The sequence below is a fragment of the Paraglaciecola sp. 20A4 genome (genome assembly GCF_011378905.1).
In the GTDB taxonomy this organism is placed as follows: Bacteria; Pseudomonadota; Gammaproteobacteria; order Enterobacterales; family Alteromonadaceae; genus Paraglaciecola.
This window is the reverse complement of the sequence record NZ_WTPY01000001.1, coordinates 290,612-311,093: the sequence shown is the minus strand read 5'-3', so window position 1 is coordinate 311,093 and position 20,482 is coordinate 290,612. Positions and strand designations below refer to the sequence as shown.

Here is a 20,482-nt window from a genome sequence, read left to right as displayed (position 1 = left end):
ATTACTATCTACTGGAATCACTATGAAAGTTTTAGCTTTATTCACCGGTACTACCCGGCCGATTGGCCCGCAAAATGCCCCGTCTGGCATAGACAAACGTCCTGTTACATCGGTAAGGGTCAATCACTTAGGGATAATCGGTGATGTACAAGTAGATAAACGCTACCACGGTGGTCCAGAGCGAGCTTTGCACCAATATGCCTTGCGAGGGTACGAAACCATAATTAAACGGCATCCACTAATGCACAAGCGAGCAATACCAGGCAGTATCGGCGAGAATCTAACGAGTACCCTGATGCACGATGAAAACGTCAACATTGGCGATATTTATGCCATTGGGCAAGTTGAAGTGCAAGTTAGCTCACCGCGCATTCCTTGCTGGAAAATTGAAGAAAAGTTAAACCAGAAAGGATTGGTTAAGTTTATCGCTAAGCAGCACATTACGGGCTGGTATTACCGTATTTTAAAAGAAGGCGTCATTTCAACTGGCGATAGCATCACATTACTCAGCCGAGAGAATCCTGATATTTCCGTGGCGTCGTTTGTGCAGCAACACTTCGATAAAAACACCTCGCTTGAAGCACTGCTAATGTTAAGTCGGGCGAAAGGTTTAGACCCAGAATGGAAAGCGCGTTTTACCCGCCGTATTAAACAGGAATAATAAAGGTCAGCGAATTTTAGACATAAAAAAACACCGCACAAAGGCGGTGTTTTTTAGTATTCAACAAGGCTTAGATTAAGCTTCTTGAATAACAATCAATTTGATTGTAGCTGTTACTTCAGAATGCAACTGTAGATCGATTTCGAACTCACCAGTTTCACGTAAAGTACCAGTAGGCAATTTAACTTCAGATTTAACGATCTCAACACCAGCAGCAGTAATTGCTAACGCGATGTCACGAGTACCGATAGAACCGAATAATTTGCCTTCGTCGCCAGCAGGAGCTGCGATAGTGACTTCTGCAAGTTCAGCAACTTTTGCTGCACGAGCTTCAGACGCTGCAAGCTGGTCAGCAATTTTTGCTTCTAGCTCAGCACGACGTGCTTCAAATTTTTCTACGTTTGCTTTAGTAGCAGGTACCGCTTGTCCTTTAGGGAACAAAAAGTTACGTGCATAGCCTGATTTTACAGTGACATTGTCACCCAAGCCGCCCAGGTTGGCGACTTTGTTTAGTAGTATGATTTCCATCTTGCTACCTCTTATTCCGCCAGGGATTACTTGTGAGAATCAGTATATGGAAGCAATGCTAGGAAGCGCGCGCGCTTGATAGCAGTTGACAACTGGCGCTGATATTTAGCGCTAGTTCCAGTGATACGGCTAGGTACGATTTTACCACTTTCAGTGACATAGTTTTTCAACATAGCGATGTCTTTATAATCTATCTGGACAACACCTTCAGCTGAAAAACGGCAGAATTTACGACGTCTAAAAAAACGAGCCATTTTTTGTCTCCTTATTCTTGTTCGTCAGAAACAGCAACTGCTGCTTCAGGTTCTACAGACTTGTCTTCAGAAGACGGTCTTTCATCACGCTTTTCACGACGTTCTTCTTTAGCCATAGGAGATTGCTCAGATTCAACACCTTTGGTTCGCATAACTAGGTTACGCAAAACAACGTCGTTGAAACGGAAAGCAGTCTCTAGCTCTTCAACCGCTTCAGCAGATGCTTCAGCATTGATAAGAACGTAGTGTGCTTTGTGTAGTTTTTCGATTGGGTAAGCCAATTGACGACGGCCCCAATCTTCCATACGGTGGATTGTGCCACCATTCTGGGTAAGAATTCCGGTATAACGCTCGATCATACCTGGAACTTGTTCACTCTGGTCAGGGTGAACCATGAATACGATTTCGTAATGACGCATCATATTGCTCCTCACGGTTGTAGCCTCGACAGCACAGTCAAACTGTATGGAGACAAGGAACTAATAAAGGTGACTGTTTTAAGCGGCGCGAATTGTATATAAACTGGCCGGTAGGCACAAGCTATATTTATGCTTATGCTCACCTTGTTATATTGAGCTTGGTCGATAAGGTAGATTACGGGCGTAATCTACCTTAAAAGAAGCCCTTTGAGGATTAATCATCAATGTCTTGTTTCATTAACCAACTGCTTAATTTTTGCATGTCTTGGTCAGCGGCAAAGGTTAGCTCTTCAACCCAGTCATGCACATTTTGCCACCATGCAGGATGATCGCCCTGCTGTATTTGATTAGCAATTTTCTGTACGCGCGCTAGACCAACAGAACCCGCTGCTCCTTTAATTTTATGAGCTTGTGAACAGACTTCGTCTTTTTCATTGGCACTTAAACTAAGCTGCAATATTTCTAAATAGACCGGCATGTTTTCTTCGAACACCTTGACACTGGTGCTGACCATTTCGTGCCCTATGGTATCCACTAGCGTTTGTAGCAAGTCTAAATCAAGAATGGCGTCTAACTCGCTATCTTGCTCTTCATCTTTAGGTTTATGTGACTCATAAGAATGCTCACTGAAGAGCGAATTAAATACTTCGATAATTCTGCTTTTCTTAACAGGTTTTGCGATAACGTCGTCCATGCCACTATCAAGATACTCTTGACGGCGTTTAATGACGTTAGCGGTCAAAGCCACTATACTCGTTTGCTCGACCAAACCTTCCTCGTGCAGGGTACTCGCTACATCGAATCCGGTCATATCAGGCAACTGAATATCCAGCAGTATCAAGTCGTATTGCTTGTCGCGCACCATTTGAATCGCTTCTGAACCAGTCATGGCAACATCCACATGCTGATCTAGCTTTTCAAGTAATGCTTTGGCGACCATTACATTTAGTTCGATATCTTCAACCAACAGTATATTCAGGCCACGAACCTGTAATTCTTCCACCTGCATCGGACGTTTGCTAATAGGCAACGGCAACTCAACGGTGAAACACGTACCTTTGCCGATTTCGCTGCTGACTTTAATGTCACCATGCATCAACGACACCATCTGCTGACAAATTGCCAATCCGATACCGGTACCGGTGGCGCTTTGATGTTCAGGTAGATTAACCTGATAATACATGGCGAATATTTTGTCTAATTCAGTTTGCGGAATACCCACGCCAGTATCCCCAACCCGGAATTTCACGTGGCTAATGCCATCCCCTGTGGTATGAGCTTCAACGCTGAGACTCACCCTGCCTTTTTGGGTGAATTTGACTGCATTAAATAGCAAATTCCATAAAATCTGCCGTAAGCGTGTGCCATCGACTTCGACAAAATCAGGTAAGGGCTCGCGAATTTCTGTATCGAAAGCGAGGTTTTTATCTGCCGCCAGCAATTTAATAATACTGCTTAATTCTTCCGTGAAATCTTTAATCGATACCGTTTTTAACGAAAGTTCAAGTTTGTCACGGCCCATTCGATCTATATCGATGATATCGTTAAATATATTGCCTAAGGTAATGCCGCTGGCGTAAATCGTACTGACCCAAGCAAATTGCTCTTTATCCAGCTTGGTATCGCGCAGCATGCGACTCAGCCCAACAATACCGTTTAGCGGTGTACGTAATTCGTGGCTTATTGTAGCAATAAACTTGGTTTTATCTTTACTCGCCTTGGCAACGATATTCTCCGCTTGCTTGCGCTCAGTGATATCTCGGCCAAATGCCAGTAGACCTAACCGCGTACCATCTTCTGCATAAAATGGTACTTTGCGCATTTCGAAATAGCCTCTGCGACCATCTGCAAAACGCAACCAAATTTCCTCGGTAATACTGATATTTTTCTCTAAGACTTCTTGATCACTTGCCGCTACCTGACGAGCCTGTTCTTCTTCCCACACTTCGTGAGGTGTAAGCCCAATTAGCTCTGCTTCAGTGTGTCCAGTCATCTGTTCCGCGACGCGATTACAACCTGCAAATTGGCCTTCTTCGTTGCGGTAATAAATTAAATCCGGAGAGGCATCAATGATGGAGCGTAACAAAGTAGATAAACGCAGTGCTTGCGCCTCTTTTTCGGCCCGCTCCGTTATTTCATTTTCCAACTCAACAAATACATTTTCCCGTTCTGCCTGCGCATTTTTTCGTTGCTCTATCTCGTAATTAAGCTGTTTAATGTTGTTTTGCAGCTCTCGGCTAAGAATAATATCTTCTTCTCGTAGGCGCTCTAATTGCGTAACAGCTTCGGCTAAATGCCCTCTGGAGCGTTCAAGTTGCTTCACCAGTTCACTGAAGAAAAACAGTACCCAAGGCGCACTGACAATGGTCAATATAATTGCACTCATAAAATCTTCGAGTTTGACGTCGCCGATAATATAAATACGCAAAAAGTAAGTGCCTGTCATGGTGAAAATAAGGGTAAGAAATACGAATAGCACGCTGACCCGCAGTGTGCCAAAACGATTGATAAACTGGGCAAATCTAAGGGCCCAAGGTTCTACTGACTCTTGACGCTGCATGCGATGATTCCATGTATTGAACGGATGTCTATGAGCGCGACATGCTAGCAAGTTCGCTCGCTGGGTCAACCGATAATCGTCGGTAGATAAGGTAAAGTGTCTCGTTAATTTCCCAATCGGTGCAGAAATTTATCATAAAAAAGCCTTATTTAACCCATTCAATGCCTTTAATAACTTACTTTTTATGCAGTTTTTTTAAATAACTATTCTACCAAAAGCCATTGGACAGCTGTTTGCGGCAGCCTATTTTAACTATTTATTAACAATTGAGCGGCTAAACTACCATTATTTCATAGAATATAACTAACTAAATGAACCATGCTTAAACCTTTGATTAATATTAAAATAATGTGAATACCCCAATCGATATTAAGGTTTTTTCTAGCAAGTTCGCACTTCTGAATTGATTTATATATTTTATCTCGGTATTTTGTAAGGCCTGCTTAGTATAAATATTCGATACTCGACTGGTATCCCCAATAATAAAAACGACAAGAATACATAGCGTGACATGGCGCAGTTCGGCCGCTTTTTTGTGTGCCAAAGATTGCCCGTGAGCGTTACATAAAATACAGCAGTAATCTAAAACACAACCTTACCAGTCGTCGGTTGAAGGAGTTACGCCAATGAGTTTATATAATCCTAATGATTCCAAAGATAACTGTGGATTTGGTTTAATCGCCCATACCCAGGGTGAAGCCAGCCACAAGCTTGTCATTACTGCAATTGAAGGATTGGATCGCATGCAGCACCGTGGCGGTATTGCCGCCGACGGTAAAACCGGAGATGGTTGTGGCTTGCTACTTCAAAAACCGGATGCGTTCTTTAAAGAAATAGCCGAAGAAAATGGCTGGAAGTTAAGCAAGAAATACGGTGTTGGGGTGATATTCCTAAATCAGGACGAAACCTTAGCGGCACAAGGCCGTAAAATATTAAATGAAGAATTAGAACGTGAAACACTCGGTGTTGCTGGCTGGCGCGTAGTCCCTACTGACCATTCAGTACTGGGTGATTTAGCCGCTTCAGGTGTGCCTCAAATTGAGCAAGTCTTCGTTAATGCACCTTCTGGATGGCGCAAACGAGATCTAGAACGCCGTTTATTTATGGCGCGTCGCCGCGCTGAAAAGCGTATGAGCGAAGACAGCGAATTTTACATCGCCTGTTTATCTACCTTGGTGACTATCTATAAAGGGCTAGTCATGCCTAAAGATTTGCCTAAGTTTTATTTAGACTTAGCCGATGAGCGCATGCAATCCGCTATTTGCGTGTTCCACCAACGTTTTTCTACCAACACATTGCCTAAGTGGCCATTGGCACAGCCATTCCGCTTTTTGGCTCATAACGGTGAAATTAACACTATTCGTGGTAACCGTGATTGGGCGCAAGCCCGTAGTAGCAAGTTTGTTACCCCGTTATTACCTGATTTAGCCGATGCGGCGCCGTTTGTTAATACTGAAGGGTCAGATTCCTCTTCATTAGATAATATGCTTGAGCTCTTCCTCGCTGGCGGTATGGATTTATTTCGCGCTATGCGTTTATTAGTGCCACCTGCATATCAAAATAACAGCACCATGGACGATGAGTTACGCGCGTTTTACGAGTTTAACTCTATGCACATGGAGCCTTGGGATGGCCCGGCCGGTATTGTATTAACCAATGGTCGTCACGTTGCGTGTAACTTAGACCGTAATGGTCTGCGCCCAGCACGTTATGTTATTACTAAAGACGGTTTGATTACCCTTGCCTCTGAAATTGGTATTTGGGATTACAAACCTGAAGACGTGGTTGAAAAAGGCCGTGTAGGACCAGGCGAAATGCTTGCCGTAGACACTTACACGGGTAAAATCTGGCGTTCTAACGAAATTGATGAAGAGCTTAAAGGCCGTCATCCTTATCGGGAATGGATCAAAGAAAACATACGTCGTCTAGCTCCAGTTGAAGAGTGCGATGCATCCTTAATTGGTCAGCGTATGTTTGATGACACCATGATGGCCACGTACCACAAGCTTTTTGCTTATAGTTACGAAGAGCTACAGCAAATTGTTAAGGTATTGGCAAAAGACGGTCAGGAAGCTGTCGGCTCTATGGGTGATGACACCCCAATGGCTGTGCTGTCGTCTAAACAACGCACCATATATGACTACTTCCGTCAGCAATTCGCCCAAGTGACTAACCCACCGATCGATCCATTGCGTGAAACTCACGTTATGTCGTTGGCGACTTGTATTGGCCGTGAACAAAATGTATTTAGCGAAACCTCAGGTTATGCACATCGCGTACTGTTTGACTCACCGGTATTAATTTACACAGATTTAAAGCAACTACGTGAATTCGATTCTGAATATTACTACTCTGAAGTAGTTGACCTAAATTACAAACCAGAAGAAGGCCTGAAAAAAGCCATCTTGCGTATTTGTAACGAAGTTGAATATTTAGTCAAAACAAAACATGCCGCGTTCGTTATTTTATCTGACCGTAATGTGAAATCTAACCGATTAACCATTCCAGCAGCCATGGCTGTTGGTGCTGTTCAGCGTCGTCTAATTGATAAATCATTGCGCTGCGATGCCAACATAGTCGTTGAAACCGCATCCGCCCGTGACCCGCATCACTTTGCGGTACTGATTGGTTTAGGGGCAACGGCTGTTTATCCGTTCTTAGCCTACGAAACCATCGAGCAAATGGTCGATAAAGGTGAACTTGGCATTACGGCTATGCAAGCGGTATTGAACTATCGCAAGGGCATTAACAAAGGTCTGTATAAGATCATGTCCAAGATGGGTATCAGCACCATTGCTAGCTACCGTAGCTCAAAATTATTTGAAGCGATCGGTATCAACAATGATGTCACCAAGCTTTGCTTCCAAGGCGTACCCAGTCGTCTACAAGGTGCTGACTTCAAAGATTTTGAACAAGACCAAATTAATCTAAGTCGGGTAGCGTGGTTGAAGCGTAAGCCTGTTGATCATGGCGGCTTATTAAAGTACGTGCATGGCGGCGAGTATCATGCCTACAACCCTGACGTCGTCACCAGCTTACAAAAAGCGGTTGTCAGTGGTAAGTATGACGATTACCGCGTGTTTAGCACATTGGTAAATGAACGCTCACCGAGTCATTTCCGTGATTTATTTGCCTTAAAAGCAGAAAGTCCAGCTATCGATATCAGCGAAGTTGAACCAGCCGAAGATTTATTCAAACGCTTTGATACCGCCGCGATGTCAATTGGCGCCCTTAGCCCCGAGGCGCATGAAGCCTTAGCGATTGCGATGAACCGCCTTGGTGGTAAATCAAACTCGGGTGAAGGCGGCGAAGATCCAGCGCGTTTCAACACCGAGAAAAACTCTAAGATTAAGCAGGTTGCTTCTGGTCGCTTTGGGGTAACACCCCACTACTTAGTGAATGCTGAAGTTATCCAGATTAAGGTAGCCCAAGGCGCTAAGCCCGGTGAAGGGGGACAATTACCTGGCGACAAAGTCAATAAGTACATCGCTGAACTGCGGTTTGCTGTACCCGGCGTAACCCTTATTTCGCCTCCGCCGCATCACGATATTTATTCAATTGAAGATTTAGCACAGCTTATTTTTGACTTAAAACAAGTTAATCCTAAAGCGCAAATTTCAGTCAAATTAGTGTCTGAACCCGGCGTAGGTACCATCGCGACTGGCGTAGCAAAAGCTTATGCAGATTTAATTACTATCTCTGGCTACGACGGCGGCACAGGTGCAAGCCCGCTAACCTCGGTTAAATATGCAGGTAGTCCGTTTGAACTTGGCCTAGCAGAAACCCAGCAAGCTCTCGTTGAAAACGGTTTACGCCACAGAGTACGCGTACAAACTGATGGCGGCCTTAAAACCGGTCTTGATGTTATCAAAGGCGCTATTTTAGGCGCTGAGAGCTTTGGTTTTGGTACCGGTCCTATGGTGGCACTTGGGTGTAAATACCTGCGAATTTGTCACTTAAACAACTGTGCGACAGGCGTAGCAACACAAGACGAAAAATTACGGGAAAACTACTTCATTGGTTTACCCGACATGGTGATGAACTACTTTAAGTTTATCGCCCAAGAAGTGCGCGAGATCATGGCATCTATCGGCGTGACTAAGCTTGACGATTTAATTGGCCGTACCGAGTTGCTTGAAATTTTGCCCGGCGTAACCGCTAAGCAAAACCAGCTCGATCTTAGTCCGATATTGGCTAAACCTAAAGCCGGTTTGCACACTAAATTGTTCTGTTCACAAAGTGCCAATAATCCATTGGATAAAGGCGACTTAAACTTACAGATATTAAATGATGCGCAGTCTGCCATTGCTTCATTACGTGGGGCATCGTTGAAATACCCCGTACGCAACACCGACCGTTCAGTGGGCGCGATGTTATCTGGTGCAATCGCACAGATACATGGCAACCAAGGTATGAGTGACGCGCCTATTAACATTCACCTTACTGGCACAGTCGGTCAAAGTTTTGGTGTGTGGAACGCAGGTGGCCTTGAAATGCATCTTGTCGGCGACGCCAACGATTACGTGGGTAAAGGCATGACAGGCGGCAAGCTAGTTATCAGTAACCCCACTAATATCACCTTTGACCCACACGTTAGTGCAATTATGGGTAATACCTGTTTGTACGGTGCAACCGGCGGTAAATTGTTCGCCGCAGGGCGTGCTGGTGAGCGTTTCGGTGTACGTAACTCAGGTGCCGTAGCCGTTGTTGAAGGCACGGGCGATAATGCCTGTGAATATATGACTGGCGGTATCGTTGCTGTGTTAGGCGCCGTCGGTGTTAACTTTGGTGCGGGTATGACAGGTGGCTTTGCTTATATTCTGGATGAATTAGACGATATTGAACATCGTATCAACCCTGAACTAGTGGAAATTATGGGCATTGAAGACAAGGTTATCTTGTCAGAGCACTTACGTGGCCTAATCAATCAACACTACGAAGAAACAGGTAGCGAGTTCGCTATGAACTTACTTAATAACTTCAATGAAGTGTTACCTAAATTCCGCTTAATTAAGCCTAAGACCAGTAATGTGAAGAATTTGTTGGGGCACATCAGTCGCTCATCAGCAGAACTTAGCATTCAGGCCCAATAAGCAGCAGGACGAGAATCATATGTCTAAAAATGTATATCAATTTGTTGACGTAGAACGTATCGACCCGCCTAAAAAGCCGATCGTTGTGCGTAAAGCAGAATTTGCTGAGATTTATCAGCCCCTAACTCAATCGCAAACAGAAGGTCAGGCTGACCGCTGTTTAGATTGTGGTAACCCGTATTGTGAATGGAAGTGCCCGGTACATAACTATATTCCTCAATGGTTAGAATTAGCCAACCAAGGAAAAATATTAGAAGCCGCAGAACTTTGCCACAAAACCAACAGCTTGCCAGAAGTTTGCGGGCGCGTTTGTCCGCAAGACCGTCTGTGTGAAGGTGCATGTACCTTAAATGATGATTTTGGCGCTGTAACCATAGGCAGTATCGAAAAATACATCACAGATACCGCTTTTAAACTCGGTTGGCGTCCGGATATGTCTGGTGTTGTACCGACCACCAAGAAAGTCGCGATTATCGGTGCTGGCCCTGCTGGTTTGGGTTGTGCAGATATTTTAGTACGTAACGGTGTTAAAGCCGTTGTGTATGACAAATATCCTGAAATCGGTGGTTTGCTAACTTTTGGTATTCCAGCCTTTAAGCTTGAAAAAGAAGTCATGACTCGTCGCCGAGACATCTTTACCGACATGGGTGTTGAGTTTGTAATGAACACCGAAATCGGTAAAGACATTGACTTTCAAACTTTACTGGATGAATACGATGCCGTATTCCTTGGTATGGGGACTTACAAGCCTATGTTAGGTGGTTTTGCAAACGAAGGCGCTCCGGGCGTATACGAAGCATTGCCGTTCTTGATTGCTAATATTAATCGTCATCTGAAGTTTGAAAAATCAGCCGATGAATTTGTTGATATGCAAGGCAAAAAAGTAGTCGTACTGGGAGGTGGTGATACCACAATGGATTGCGTACGAACGTCAATTCGCCAAGGTGCGACCAGTGTCACCTGTGCTTATCGCCGTGATGAAGACAGCATGCCAGGCTCACGCCGAGAAGTCGTTAACGCTAAAGAAGAAGGTGTTAATTTTACCTTTAACGTTCAACCCCTCGATATTGAGCTTGATGCCGACGGCAACGCCTGTGGCGTCCGTTGTGTGAAGACTGAAATGGGTGAGCCTGATGCAGCCGGACGTCGTCGTCCTGTCGTAATCAAAGACTCTGAACATGTCATCGAAGCTGACGCGGTAATCATCGCTTTTGGCTTCCAGCCTAGTCCTGCTAGCTGGTTTGGTGACTACGGTATTATCTTAGATGAAAAAGGCCGTGTACGCGCGCCTGCAAAAGGCAAGTTTGCGTTTCAAACGTCTAACCCTAAGATTTTCTCAGGGGGCGACATGGTGCGCGGTTCTGACTTAGTGGTAACCGCAATCTTCGAAGGCCGTGAAGCCGCAGAAGGTATGCTGGACTATATGGGCGTTTAAGACTATATGGACGTTTAGCCATATTTAATCCGACCTAGGTAATAATAAAAAAGGAGCTTCGGCTCCTTTTTTAATGGCAGACTTTCGAAAAATGTTCACACTGAAACCCATGCATCATTAAAAATCGCACTTCCACCATTAGGCTAAAAAATACTCAGGTAATTGTTTGTATATGGCGTTACCGTTAACGATGGGTTAGCGTAAGCACATGATTTCTTGAGGTACTCAACCCTATGACAGCCACGATTAATTTACCTAAGATTATGCAGATTGGTGCAGGCGCAATAAACGCATTGCCCGATACCCTTGTTAGCTTAGGCTGCCAGTATCCTTGCATTATTACCGACAGCACCATGGTCGCCCTTGGCTATACCGATAAGATCACCGAACGGCTAAGCGCACACGGCATACGTTTCGGCATATTCAGCGATACCATGGCCGAGCCAAGCGAAGACTCAATATTACCGGCAGTCGATTTAGTCCGTCAGGGCAAATACGACTGTTTGCTGGCCCTAGGTGGCGGCAGTGCCATTGATACCGCCAAAGCGATTGCCTTATTGGCTACCCATGGCGGTACCATGCGCGACTACAAAATGCCTAACCTCGTGAATCTGCGTTGTATGCCGGTCATTGCAATTCCTACCACCGCAGGTACAGGTTCAGAAGCGACCCAAGCCACCATTATTACCGATGCCAAAACAGATGAAAAAATGCTCTGTATGGGCCCTGGGTTAATGCCTATGGCGGCAATTGTCGATTACGAGTTAACCCTAAGCTTACCGCTGCGTATCGCTGCTGATACCGGCATAGATGCCCTAACACATGCCATAGAGGCTTATGTCAGTCGCAAGGCCAATCTCTTTAGCGATCAACAAGCCATAGCGGCCATGAAGCTAATCGGGCACAACTTACTTACAACCTGCCAAGATGCCCAGAATTTAGCCGCGCGAGAAGCGGTTATGCTTGGGGCAACCCTTGCCGGTATCGCCTTTTCCAATGCATCCGTTGCCTTAGTGCATGGTATGAGTCGCCCGCTAGGGGTACATTTTCATGTACCACATGGCTTAAGTAACGCCATGTTGCTACCCACGGTCACCGAATATTCTATCGCCAGTGCCCCGCAACGATATGCCGAGTGCGCCTTGCATATGGGATTGATAGATAATATAGAAGATCAAAAACTGGCCCACAGTGCACTGCTCAAACAATTACGTTTAATCAACTTAACCTTAAAGGTGCCTAGCTTGGCGGAATTTGGTGTGCAAAAAGAGGTATTCTTTAATGCCCTGCCCTTAATGGCTGAGCAAGCGCTGGCATCTGGCTCACCAAACAATAATCCACGCTTAGTCAGCAAAGAAGAGATTATCATGTTGTATGAATTGGCTTGGGCGAACGAATAACAACTCCCCCCTTATCTGACAGAGTGAGCGGCGGATCACACGATGTAAAATTGGCTGTTAGCTAACAGCAATCATAAAAAAGAGCCTAAGCTCTTTTTTATGATTGCGTTTAGCGTTACGCCTCGGCGCTATTTTCAGCTTCTGCTTCTTGGGCTATTTGCGCTAAAGCTTGTTCAAATACAGCGACAGGCTGACCGCCGCTGATCAAATGCTTATTATTCACAATCACCGCAGGCACAGAGCTAATACCGTTCGCTTGATACAATTGCTGTGCGTTACGCACTTCTTGGGTAAATTTGTCAGAATCGAGTATCGCTTGCGCGGCGTTTTTATCAAGACCGACACTTTCTACTACCGCTAAAAGTTGTGCATGGTCACTCGGGTCACCACTTTCTTTAAAGTACAAGTCGAACAAGGCTAACTTAAGCTCAGTTTGCTTGCCTTCGTCTTCAGCCCAGTGCAATAACCTGTGGGCGTCAAATGTATTGTAAATACGACCGCCACCACGATTACCAAATGCATAACCCACTTCCAGCCCTCGTTGCTTAATCATTTCACGGTTTTGTTCACTTTGCTCAACGCTAATCCCGTACTTCTCGGTGATGTGTTCAACAATTTCTTGCCCTTGTGGGGGCATATTTGGGTTTAGCTCGAAGGGCTGCCAAGTAATATCTGCAACGACTTTATCTTTTAAGTTACCTAACGCCTCATCAAGGGCTTTGTAACCAATGATGCACCAGGGGCAAGAAACATCAGAAACAATATCGATCTTCAGTGGGGTAGCCATAATTCACTCCTAATTGTTAGGTTCAACACAGCATTGTGCCGCCTAATTGATATTCCATAGATTGGTATAAGGTTAGCAATATTCAAGGTGAGCGCATTAATCCCTACTAAAATCGGCGTAAATAGCCGTGCTGCCGAGCAGGTCAAAATTCAGGTAAATACGCCACTTAATAGCTAAAGACCGTTGCAAATGAAAAATAAATGCACTTTAGGTAAAAAAATACGAATTTTTTTACAAAATAGCTTGAGTTAATTCCCCCTAACCCCATTTATGTCCGCAGAACCAATTTCTGAGCAACGTAAAAATCGTTGTTCATTTTAACCGTCCGAGTAATCGGCAACTTAAACCTTTATCCACATTGGAATTTTCAGGAGATTTGAAAATGGCAATTCGTCCTTTAAACGATCGCGTTATCGTTAAGCGTCACGAACAAGAAAGCAAATCTGCAGGCGGCATCGTATTAACGGGCTCAGCAGCAGAAAAATCAACTCGCGGTGAAGTTATCGCTGTCGGCAATGGCCGCACACTAGATAACGGCGATGTGAAAGCAGTAGACGTTAAAATCGGTGATATCGTAATTTTCAACGACGGTTACGGCGTGAAAACAGAGAAGCTAGACGGCGAAGAAGTATTAATTCTGAGCGAAAACGACATCCTAGCAGTAGTCGAATAACCCACCGTTAACCAAATTTAGAGGAATTAATATCATGGCAGCAAAAGAAGTACGTTTTTCTGATGACGCTCGCGTAAAAATGCTAGCTGGCGTTAACATTCTAGCCAACGCAGTAAAAGTTACCCTAGGTCCTAAAGGCCGTCACGTTGTACTAGAAAAATCATTCGGCGCTCCTACTATCACCAAAGATGGTGTTTCAGTAGCCAAAGAAATCGAATTAGAAGATAAATTCGAAAACATGGGCGCACAGATGGTTAAAGAAGTTGCGTCTAAAGCTAATGATGAAGCTGGTGACGGAACAACGACAGCAACCGTATTGGCACAAGCTATCGTAACTGAAGGTTTAAAATCAGTTGCTGCAGGCATGAACCCAATGGATCTTAAGCGTGGTATCGACAAAGCAGTTATCGCTGCCGTTGAACAGCTTAAACTTCTATCTGTTCCTTGTGCTGATAGCAAAGCTATCGCCCAAGTAGGTACTATCTCTGCTAACTCTGACGTTGAAGTAGGCGACCTTATCGCTGAAGCAATGGACAAAGTAGGCAAAGAAGGCGTTATCACGGTTGAAGAAGGCCAATCTCTACAAAACGAATTAGAAGTTGTAGAAGGTATGCAGTTCGACCGTGGTTACTTGTCTCCTTACTTTATGAACAACCAAGAAAATGGCACTGTTGAGCTAGAAAGCCCTTACATCCTTTTGGTTGACAAAAAAGTATCTAACATCCGTGAATTACTACCGACTCTTGAAGCCGTAGCAAAAGCATCTAAGCCTTTGTTAATCATTGCAGAAGACGTTGAAGGTGAAGCACTGGCCACGCTTGTTGTAAATAACATGCGCGGTATCGTTAAAGTAGCAGCGGTTAAAGCACCTGGTTTCGGTGACCGTCGTAAAGCGATGCTTCAAGATCTTGCCACCTTAACGGGCGGTACTGTGATTTCTGAAGAAATTGGTCTTGAGCTTGAAAAAGTAACCCTAGAAGACCTAGGTACTGCTAAGCGCGTTGTTATCAACAAAGACAACACCACAGTCGTTGACGGTGCTGGCGAAGAAGATGCGATTAAAGGCCGTGTTGCTCAAATACGTGCACAAATCGAAGAATCTAGCTCAGACTACGACAAAGAGAAACTTCAAGAACGCCTAGCTAAACTAGCTGGCGGTGTTGCAGTCATCAAAGTTGGCGCAGCCACTGAAGTTGAAATGAAAGAGAAAAAAGACCGCGTTGAAGATGCACTACACGCAACTCGCGCCGCGGTTGAAGAAGGCGTTGTTGCCGGTGGTGGTGTTGCACTAGTACGTGCAGCGTCTAAAATTGTTGACCTTAAAGGCGACAACGAAGACCAAACACACGGTATCAAATTGCTACTTCGCGCAATGGAAGCACCTATGCGTCAAATCGCTGCTAACGCCGGTGCAGAAGCATCAGTTGTGACTAACGCAGTGAAAAACGGTTCTGATAACTTCGGTTATAATGCCGGCAACGATACTTACGGCGACATGATAGAAATGGGTATTCTTGACCCAACTAAAGTGACGCGTTCAGCACTACAGTTCGCAGCATCAATCGCAAGCTTGATGATCACAACTGAAGCAATGATCGCTGAAGCACCTAAGTCTGATTCTGCCGGTGGCATGCCTGATATGGGCGGCATGGGTGGTATGGGCGGAATGGGCGGTATGATGTAATTGCAAGTGATTGCATAGCCCCGCATAGCGTTGCATAAGGTTGCAATGTGAAAGCTTTAAAGCCCGCAGATTTTAATATCTTCGGGCTTTTTCTGTGGTTTGCAACAAAGTTCGTTGCTCACCTATAGCGTTTGCTCAATTGTAACTGCCTATAAGCCTCTAATGATTGATTATCTTGGTTTTATAAAGCGTTCTGGCTAGATATATTGGCCATTGCTCCACAACACGCTGCTCGTTTACTTCTACTAACTTAGCACTCAGTTTATAAGCTTTTGGCAAATCAAAGCGGTTCACAAGCGCTGTTAAACTTTTAGCTTTAGTGTTATTTCCGCTTTTTACTTCCAGCGGTATCGGGTAGCCGCTTGCTCCTTGGAATAAAAACTCAACCTCACTCTCGCCTTTTTTGTATGCGTAAAAGGCAGCGTTACTTGGCCTAATATGCGCACTTACTATTTCATTAAGTACAAATACCTCGGCAATAAAACCTTTGAAAGCAAAGTCTTTGTTTATAATTTGTTTGTATTGAATATTTGCCATAGCATTAAGCAAGCCAATATCGGTGAGTGTTAACTTAAATAAGCTTTCTTGCTTGTAAGATGCCAGTGGAAATTTACTATCTGCGGTATCAATAAGCCCAATACGCTGCACTAAGTTAAGTTTTTCCAAAAACGAAATAGGTGAGCTCACATCAGCATATGACATGTTTCGATTAGGATTGACTTGCTTAAACTGAAATTTAGGCATGGGTTTTTCATTTTGTGTTTGTGCCAACTGCACCGGAATATTCTTATAGATGCGCTCAACCATTAACGCCGACATCTTCTCCCCTTCAGAGAATTTACCAAAATCGTTTATATAATCTGTGACGAGCTGATTTTGGGTATCTCGCACATTTTGAAGTGTTGTCAAAATACTTTGATTACTATTAATTCCCGCCGTCCACTCTTTAATAGCATCGGGCATTCCGCCCACAAATAGATAATCGTTTAATGCCTTCATCAATTTATCATGCGCTATTTTGGGAATGCCAGAGGGAAGTTCGTCAAGTAATTTAGCTAATATATGCTCATCACACGCTAACAAAAATTCTTGAAAAGTGAGAGGGTATATAGTGATTCGAAGGGTCTTGCCAACAGGGAATCGGCCAAAAAGACCAATATTGGAGCCAGTTGCAATTAAAAAGATATTGGGGGTGTCTTGGCTAAAATATTTTAGCGACTCAAGTGCTTGTTTACACATGCCTACTTCTTCAAAATATAGAAGGTCTGTATCTGGATTAAATGCTTGTCCAGTGGCAATTTCTGCATTTCTAATGACTGATGATGGTGACAGACCATCATCGAAAATAGCGCTCAGCTCAGGCGTTTGCATAAAATCTAGCTTTAGTGTTTTTCTGAAATGCTTAGGAGCGAACAACTTTTCAATTAGAAAGCTTTTACCGACCTGCCTCGCGCCCTCCACAAGCAGTGGCTGACGATTTTGCTTGTTTTTCCAAGCAAGCATGATGTCTTCGTAAATCCGCACAAACACAATAAATCAACCTGATAAAATTCTGTATTGATTAAAATTACCACTATAACGAGATTTTAACAAGGCAATGCATAGTATAAAATGAGAGATATCATGACATATAATTTATAAAAATGAGATTTATCGAGTGTTATAAGTAAATACTAATAAATTCGTTATTTGGCATGGCTATTAAGGTCTTATTCTATTGCATCGCTTACCATTAAGTTGCAACATTTAAGGGGTACTAAGTGGGGTATGTTGTGGTCAACTAATTCCGGACTGTAATTTAGATCGGTTCTCTCTAGCCAAGTTCGAGTATTAAATTGCGAATCTGATTAGCTAGCTCAGGCGTTTTAATTAAAGCCCCATGACAAGGCAACAAAAGTGTAGGTGGGGAAGTTTCAATAAGCCGCATTACTTCGTTTGCAAAAATTTTTCGATCTTTAATACCAAAATTAGGAAATACTTTAACCATTTTTACTATGTCACATATTGGGCCTTCAGTATGTTTTTGGCCAGCAAAGGCATCCACAACATGCCAAATATAGCCAATCTGCGCTGACTCTATAAGCCAAACCTCACCATTTTTCAAACCACTGGGTTCTTCCAAGGTAAGCCCGTCTGGTAGTGCACTGACTAGCGATGATAATTCTTTGAACGTTAGCCCTGTCTTGCTAGTCAAACGTGCGTTAGCACTCTCAGATGCTACCAAATGAGCTTTGGGGTAGGCTTTTGAGTACTCTACCAAACCAGCATTATGGTAGGTATTGGGGGCGAGTAGATATTGGACTTCGCCTAATTCGATTAGGCTATCTTTAGCCTCTTCACTGAGGCCTGACACTGGACTATATAAACAAACGCCACCCGTTTTCAGTCTAATAGCAGTACATCTAAGGCTATTTTTGGTTGCTGTATATAATGTGGCAGAGCCATCAACTGCTTCAAACTTGGATAATTTAGCTGCCATCGGTACTTCCTTTGTCGTGGTCAAATTATAGCGGTCAAATAAATCTGCTCATGGTTCCGTATTCTACCCAATATAACGCTTAAGCATTTTTTCTATTTGACCACTTGCGCCTATAATTAGTGTTTATTTAATAACTTTTTTATACCAATCGACAATACCTTCACCAATTTCGTGTGGATGCGACTCTTGTAGATAATGTTTTCCTTCACCTAAATCAACTGCAGTAATATTTTTCCACGTTTCAGCGATATGCTCACCTAATTCTCGATTAATGATTAGTCCTGGCTCTGCATAAAATAACAACTTAGGCACATCTGAATTTTTGTGGTATTCATTATATGAATTAACAATGTCAGTGGTAAATTTTGGAACGCCATCAAACGAAATTTGACCAGGCCACATAAGCAGTGGTTTACGGCTCTTTTCTTCCAAATAAGGCGCTCGGTAATGGTCCATTTCTTCTTGAGTTAATTCTCTGCCCGCCATCATGGGTAGCATAGCTTCAATAAAGAAGTTGTTTTTAACAATCATTTCATGTCCTTCCGCAGGGTCACGAAATTTTTTAAATAATGTTTCGGTCTCTTTGGTAGTATTTTTCCAATAAGAAACTTGAGACATAGCTTCAAAAAAAACAATCCCTTTTATATTTTCTCTATGCTGATTGGCATAGTTAAAACCTAAAGCAGAACCCCAATCTTGAATGACTATAATGATATTTTTTAAGGCTAACTTTTCAATAAACGCATCTAAATAGGTAATATGGTCTTCAAATGTATAATCTATATCGGGCTTGTCAGACTTACCCATTCCAATAAGATCGGGAACAACCACACGACCTAACGGACTTATATGCGGAATGATGTTTCGCCATAAATAACTTGATGTAGGGTTTCCGTGTATGAGTAAAAAAGTATCTTTAGAATTTTTGTCTCCTTCATCTACATAATGCATTTTAGAATCTAATACTGCTTGAAATTTAGATTCAAAAGGAAATGCTGCTGATATTGGTTTGTTGTTTGACATATTTATTCCTTTTTAAATGTTTAAATTGAATTTTTGCGATTTAAAACTCTTGCTGCTTTTCTAATTTGCTTCAGTTTTTCCCGTTTTGTTTTATCCCACTTTTCTGTACCCGCGCTATATCCGTAAGCACAAATTTTAGTTGCGTTTTCAAATAGAAATCCTTCCTGCTCTTTAGGGTATATATTTCCTATTTCTCTAAGTGTCCAACCCACTCCTTTTTCAACATAATAAGCGTGGTCAGAAATTAAAGGTGCTACCAAATCTATAAGTACTTGAAAAGGTAAATAGTGTTTTCTATGAGCGCTGTAATAAAGTAAACCCACTATGCTTTGTCTTCTATGCCATGGGTTTGTAGACGTATTCCATTTTTTATACGTTGGCAAAATTAATGCTGCATCATATTCTACTAATTGAGCATATATTTTTGAAATGCCATCGCTTGTTTCCCATCGATTAATTTTGTCTTGCCATAATTTAATCGTTGGCCAAGCGGCCAGCATTTCATCTTTGTTTTTAATATGCTCCTCCAAGAAATACAAACAAAACATTTCTGCTCTATACACTTTGGTGTTCGTCCAGATATAACTCCATATCGCTAGTTGTTTATCAAAAGGCAATTGCTTAAAAGAAAAACCTCCCTCAAAAGCTTTTCTTTGCAAAGGAACGGTTTCAACTGCTTTAGAAGTGATTGTTTCTATTTCTTGAAGGTAGTTTTGCATATTATTTAAAACTCTACTATTTATGGCTTCTTTCGCTAATGCCGATTTAAAGAAATCACCAACCGTTCCTTATAAATTAATTGCTTGCGGTTAATGCCGAGCTAATCACTTCATTACCATGATAAAGTTCAAATATCTGGTTACTGACTTCGTCACGATTAATGCAATACTCTATTGATTTAGCGACATCTTCTCTACTAATGAATAAATCTTTTGTAGAAGTCGAACGCGTGGTTGTTATGAGCCCGTTGCCTTTATCATTAGTCAGGCTTCCCGGTCTAAGAATGGTGTAATTTAGATCACTGGATAATAGATACTGATCCGCAAAATACTTTGCCACCAAATAGGGTTTTATTTCTGATTCAAATTCGTCAGGGTCTTGTGCGCCTAAACCACTTACCATTACAAAATGTTGTATACCTTCCTTTAAAGAATAATCAACTGCTTTTTTTGCTGCCCATAAATCTATTAAAAGTGTTTTATCGTCGCCTGTATTACCGCCAGAACCTGCACTAAATACTACTTTATCGCAGCCCTTAAAAGCGGGTTCAAAATCAGTTTCAAGATCGCCAACAACAGCCTCTACACCCATATTTTCTAACTTCTCAGCTTGTTGTTTGCTACGAACCATTGCGAGCACTGGGCGATCCTGATTGTGAAGCAACTCAACCACTATTTTACCAATCTGGCCATTAGCGCCAATAACGAGTGTTTTTTTCATTTTTTATACCTTTTAAAGCAACTGTTTCACGTTGACCTGCCAAACA

16 protein-coding genes are annotated in these 20,482 nt (G+C 43.0%); 6 read left to right on the top strand and 10 right to left on the bottom strand.

All coding sequences use genetic code 11. The features are described 5' to 3' along the window. Positions 1-22 precede the first annotated feature (22 nt). Positions 23-661, top strand: coding sequence for an MOSC domain-containing protein (locus GQS54_RS01265; RefSeq protein WP_166422189.1), 639 nt, complete (start codon positions 23-25; stop codon positions 659-661). Positions 662-736: 75 nt separating this feature from the next. On the opposite strand, the gene rplI is transcribed toward GQS54_RS01265, so the two are convergent. The 4 genes from rplI to arcB all read right to left on the bottom strand — a co-directional run bounded on the left by rplI (position 737) and on the right by arcB (position 4,422). Next, a complete protein-coding gene (gene rplI / locus GQS54_RS01260) occupies positions 737-1,189 on the bottom strand; it encodes a 50S ribosomal protein L9 (protein ID WP_166422188.1) in 453 nt (150 codons plus the stop codon). A 26-nt stretch (positions 1,190-1,215) separates the two neighbouring features. After that, a complete protein-coding gene (rpsR, locus tag GQS54_RS01255; protein ID WP_007107201.1) occupies positions 1,216-1,443 on the bottom strand; it encodes a 30S ribosomal protein S18 in 228 nt (75 codons plus the stop codon). A gap of 11 nt (positions 1,444-1,454) precedes the next feature. Next, on the bottom strand, positions 1,455-1,862 hold the full coding sequence (gene rpsF, locus GQS54_RS01250; protein ID WP_205967586.1) for a 30S ribosomal protein S6: 408 nt from the start codon (positions 1,860-1,862) through the stop codon (positions 1,455-1,457). 214 nt (positions 1,863-2,076) lie between these two features. Beyond that, positions 2,077-4,422 carry an aerobic respiration two-component sensor histidine kinase ArcB gene (gene arcB, locus GQS54_RS01245; RefSeq protein WP_166422186.1) on the bottom strand — a complete coding sequence of 782 codons (2,346 nt, stop codon included), beginning with the start codon at positions 4,420-4,422 and terminating at the stop codon, positions 2,077-2,079. Between the two features lie 626 nt (positions 4,423-5,048). Here arcB and gltB point away from each other — a divergent pair. The 3 genes from gltB (at position 5,049) to GQS54_RS01230 (ending at position 12,350) form a co-directional block, all read left to right on the top strand. Beyond that, positions 5,049-9,515: a glutamate synthase large subunit gene (gene gltB, locus GQS54_RS01240; protein WP_166422185.1), complete on the top strand. Its 4,467-nt coding sequence runs from the start codon at positions 5,049-5,051 to the stop codon at positions 9,513-9,515. A gap of 19 nt (positions 9,516-9,534) precedes the next feature. Then, positions 9,535-10,950: an FAD-dependent oxidoreductase gene (locus tag GQS54_RS01235; protein WP_166422184.1), complete on the top strand. Its 1,416-nt coding sequence runs from the start codon at positions 9,535-9,537 to the stop codon at positions 10,948-10,950. Between the two features lie 233 nt (positions 10,951-11,183). Next, a complete protein-coding gene (locus GQS54_RS01230) occupies positions 11,184-12,350 on the top strand; it encodes an iron-containing alcohol dehydrogenase (protein WP_166422183.1) in 1,167 nt (388 codons plus the stop codon). Between the two features lie 115 nt (positions 12,351-12,465). Here GQS54_RS01230 and GQS54_RS01225 read toward each other — a convergent pair whose 3' ends face one another. Beyond that, the gene (locus tag GQS54_RS01225) at positions 12,466-13,137 is read right to left on the bottom strand and encodes a DsbA family oxidoreductase (protein WP_166422182.1); all 672 of its coding nucleotides are present in this window, start codon (positions 13,135-13,137) and stop codon (positions 12,466-12,468) included. A gap of 382 nt (positions 13,138-13,519) precedes the next feature. Between GQS54_RS01225 and GQS54_RS01220 the strand changes: the two genes are divergently transcribed. Together GQS54_RS01220 and groL are read left to right on the top strand one after the other, a co-directional pair. Further along, positions 13,520-13,810 (top strand): co-chaperone GroES, encoded by a 291-nt coding sequence (locus tag GQS54_RS01220; RefSeq protein WP_158768614.1) that lies wholly within the window; start codon positions 13,520-13,522, stop codon positions 13,808-13,810. 34 nt (positions 13,811-13,844) lie between these two features. Next, positions 13,845-15,494 carry a chaperonin GroEL gene (gene groL, locus GQS54_RS01215; protein WP_166422181.1) on the top strand — a complete coding sequence of 550 codons (1,650 nt, stop codon included), beginning with the start codon at positions 13,845-13,847 and terminating at the stop codon, positions 15,492-15,494. A 159-nt stretch (positions 15,495-15,653) separates the two neighbouring features. Here groL and GQS54_RS01210 read toward each other — a convergent pair whose 3' ends face one another. From GQS54_RS01210 to GQS54_RS01190, 5 genes are all read right to left on the bottom strand, one after another. Next, positions 15,654-17,024, bottom strand: a complete 1,371-nt coding sequence (locus tag GQS54_RS01210; RefSeq protein ID WP_346766541.1) for an ATP-binding protein — start codon at positions 17,022-17,024, stop codon at positions 15,654-15,656. Positions 17,025-17,307: 283 nt separating this feature from the next. Then, positions 17,308-17,973, bottom strand: coding sequence for a hypothetical protein (locus tag GQS54_RS01205; protein WP_166422180.1), 666 nt, complete (start codon positions 17,971-17,973; stop codon positions 17,308-17,310). A 123-nt stretch (positions 17,974-18,096) separates the two neighbouring features. Beyond that, the gene (locus tag GQS54_RS01200; RefSeq protein WP_166422179.1) at positions 18,097-18,996 is read right to left on the bottom strand and encodes a haloalkane dehalogenase; all 900 of its coding nucleotides are present in this window, start codon (positions 18,994-18,996) and stop codon (positions 18,097-18,099) included. A gap of 20 nt (positions 18,997-19,016) precedes the next feature. Next, positions 19,017-19,715 (bottom strand): DNA alkylation repair protein, encoded by a 699-nt coding sequence (locus GQS54_RS01195; RefSeq protein ID WP_166422178.1) that lies wholly within the window; start codon positions 19,713-19,715, stop codon positions 19,017-19,019. Between the two features lie 76 nt (positions 19,716-19,791). Further along, a complete protein-coding gene (locus GQS54_RS01190; RefSeq protein WP_166422177.1) occupies positions 19,792-20,436 on the bottom strand; it encodes an SDR family oxidoreductase in 645 nt (214 codons plus the stop codon). Positions 20,437-20,482 lie beyond the last annotated feature (46 nt).